This window comes from Mesorhizobium sp. M2C.T.Ca.TU.002.02.1.1 (assembly GCF_003997225.1).
This window is the reverse complement of sequence record NZ_RZTO01000796.1, coordinates 1-2,791: the sequence shown is the minus strand read 5'-3', so window position 1 is coordinate 2,791 and position 2,791 is coordinate 1. Positions and strand designations below refer to the sequence as shown.

At 66.2% G+C, this 2,791-nt stretch carries 2 protein-coding genes and 1 pseudogene; all 3 read right to left on the bottom strand.

Annotated features, from left to right (window positions below; all coding sequences use genetic code 11):
- Nucleotides 1-8: 8 nt before the first annotated feature.
- Nucleotides 9-1,154 carry a GNAT family N-acetyltransferase gene (locus EOD07_RS29540; protein WP_127237852.1) on the bottom strand — a complete coding sequence of 382 codons (1,146 nt, stop codon included), beginning with the start codon at nt 1,152-1,154 and terminating at the stop codon, nt 9-11.
- Complete coding sequence (locus tag EOD07_RS29535) at nt 1,151-2,407, bottom strand: F390 synthetase-related protein (protein WP_127237851.1); 1,257 nt, start codon at nt 2,405-2,407, stop codon at nt 1,151-1,153. The genes EOD07_RS29540 and EOD07_RS29535 overlap by 4 nt, the downstream gene beginning before the upstream one ends.
- Nucleotides 2,404-2,791: pseudogene (locus EOD07_RS29530) on the bottom strand (MBL fold metallo-hydrolase); the annotation flags it as partial. The gene EOD07_RS29535 and the pseudogene EOD07_RS29530, both read right to left, overlap by 4 nt.

The window sequence follows — 2,791 nt, the reverse complement described above, 5'->3', positions numbered from 1 at the left end:
ACGCTCGCTCACAACTCGAACCTCCTGAGCAGCGGAATGCCGACCAGCGCCAGCACCGTCTCCATGACGCGGATCGCCACGCGCTGACGGCGCCGAAGATGCCCGGCAAAGACGGCGTTGAATTCGATCGCGGCGACCGCGCCGCGCCGGCGTTTGAAACCGGCGGCGCCCGCGCTCATGTTGAAGAACAGGCCGCGCGCCGTGGCGTGATCCTGCGCCATCGCCATCATCATGCGATAAAGCCCCTCGCCTACCGGCAGGCTTGTATCATAGCCGACGATCGGCTGGGTCAGCGTGATGCCGTTTTCGAACAGGCCGGTGACGGCGACCAACTCGCCGCCCGGCCGGCGCAGACCCGCAAGGCTGATGATGCCGCACCGGTGCATCTCGGCGATGTAGCGGGCCGTGTAGTGCGGATTGAGCGGGGTGTATTTGTCGAGATAGAGCATGGTGTAGAGCTGCTCGGCCCGGGCATAGTCGGCCTCCCCGAAATCGTCATTGCCGACCCGGTCGAATGGTGTGCCGCGCAGGCGGGCGCGATCGCGTTTCATGTCGCGTGTCATCGCGGGCGCCGCGCTGCGGTCGGCGAAGATGTAGATCTGGCGTGCCGCCAGCATGCGGAACCCCTCGGCCTTCAAGGCTGCAATGGTCGCCGGATCGGCGATGTCGTTCAACGAACGGATGACGATGGCGCGATCCGGGAAACGCTCGATCAGGTTCGCGCGCAGCGCCGCGACCGTCGGCCGGTCGAGCAGCGGCACCGGGTTGGTCGAATAGAGCCAGTTGTTGACCTGCGCCTGATGGTCGAGGCCGCTTGCCCTGACCAGCGGCGCACAGGCGCCAATCAGGGCGTTGAGCGCGCGCCGGAGCAGCGGGTGAGCGGCGAAGTTGCGCGTCTCGTCCATCGCGTAGTCGATATAGGCGCTGGTCGGGCAGCATATATAACAGTTGGGCGCATCATCGGCGTCATTCAGCGTCAGCGGAAAAACCCGACCGGCTACGTCGAACGTCTCGATCTTCGCCTTGAGATTGGCGATGAGATCGCGCACCGGCATCTCGTTGAAAAGCCTTACAAAAGCCTCGACCTTTGCCGGCTTGTTCTCGACCCGATCGATCTGCTGCGTGGGCTTGTTCATCGCCGCCGCGCCGCTCATCGCGCCAGCTCCAGGCGGCATTCGACGCGGCGCAGCTTGCGGCTTGTTTCCAGCGGCAGAGGCGCGCGGATGAGCGTGAGCGTGGCGACCGCCTTTCGCATTTCCAGAAGCGCGCGGACTGCCTGGTGAGCGGCGGCTGCCGCATCATCCGCGAGCGTCGGCGGAAGCCGAAGCTCGACCGTCTCAGGCCCGGTCTGGACGAGGCGAAAATCGTCGATGCGGCGGTCGGCCTTGAGCACGGCATTGCGCAGCACATCCGGCGTGAAGAGGATCGGGCCATCCGGCGAAGTGAGCCGGAAGACATCGTCCATGCGACCGACAATTTCGTCGACGCAGCGCAGCGGCGAACCGCAGCGGCAAGGTTCTTTGGACAAGCGCAACAGGTCGTTCATCCTGTAGCGTGCCATGATCTGGGTTTGGCGGCGAAAGGCTGTCACCAGCGGCGTCACCAACCCCTCGCCCGCCGGCTCGAATTCGAAGAAGACGGAGTCTTCGGCAAGATGCAGCCCGCCATGCCGGCAGGTCACCGCGAACAGGCCTTCGGTCGCCATGTAGATCTGGTCGAGCGGCAGCCGGAAGAAATCCTCGATAACCGGACGGTCGACCGGATCCAGCGTTTCCGCCGCGGAAAAGACACGCCTCGGCCGGAGCCGGAAGTTCGCGGCCGCGAAATGCCGAAGCATTTTTGGCGGCGCGATGATGACTGTCGGGTCGAAGGCTTCGAGCGCGCCGCGCCAGCTTTCCGGCCCCAAGGTCAGGTCGAAGAAAGCGAGCTTGATCAGCCGCGATTTGCGGGCGCTGTCGTAAAGCCCGGTGTTCTGCGGCAGGATGACGGCGACGCGCATGCCGCGCCAGACAAGATCGGGCGCCGCCTTGGCGAGGATCGCGCCCAGCCAGCGATACTTTTCTGCCTCGGAAATCACGAACAGGCCGCGATTACCGGAGGTGCCGGTGCTGGCGCCGACGGTAAGCGCGCCGGCGCGGCCGCCACGCGCCAGAGCCGCCCAGGCTTCCGCGGCGGTGAGGCCGTGGACGTTGAAATCCTCGAAGCGTCCCATCAGCAGCGCCTTGTCGGTGACCGGCAGATCGGTGAGCTGAGCCGGCGCGTGGCGGTAGAATGGCGCGCGCGGCAGGTCGCGGTCGAGGAAGCGACGCAGGGCAGTTGCCTGCCAGCGCTCGAAATCGGGCCGGCTCTTGCGCGAGACCCAGCGTGTCAGGGCGAAGGAGCATGCCGCTTCCGCCAGCCCGTTCATGCCACCTCCGGCGCGAGATCGTAGGATGTCGGCGCGGGATCATGGCAGAGCATCACCTCGCCGCCCGAGCCGAGGAAGCGGCGCAGCATGGCGCTGGTCGGCTCGATCGCCGCCGCATCCTCGGCGATGAGGGTCGCGGGGAAACCCGGTGTGCGGGTTTCAGTCAAGGCAGTGAGCAGCCATTGCACATCGACGGCGTAGAGCAGCGGCCGGGCGAGGCCATTGAACAGCAGGCCGAACTGGCCATCGGCATGGCCGGGAAGATCGACCGCGATCACGTTGCCGTCGCCGAAGAGATCGGCGCCGCCCGGGATGTCGCCCTGCGGTGCAATGCGGGGCTTCGCGGAGATGCCTTCCAGCCGCGCCTCGAAATCCGCCGGGAAG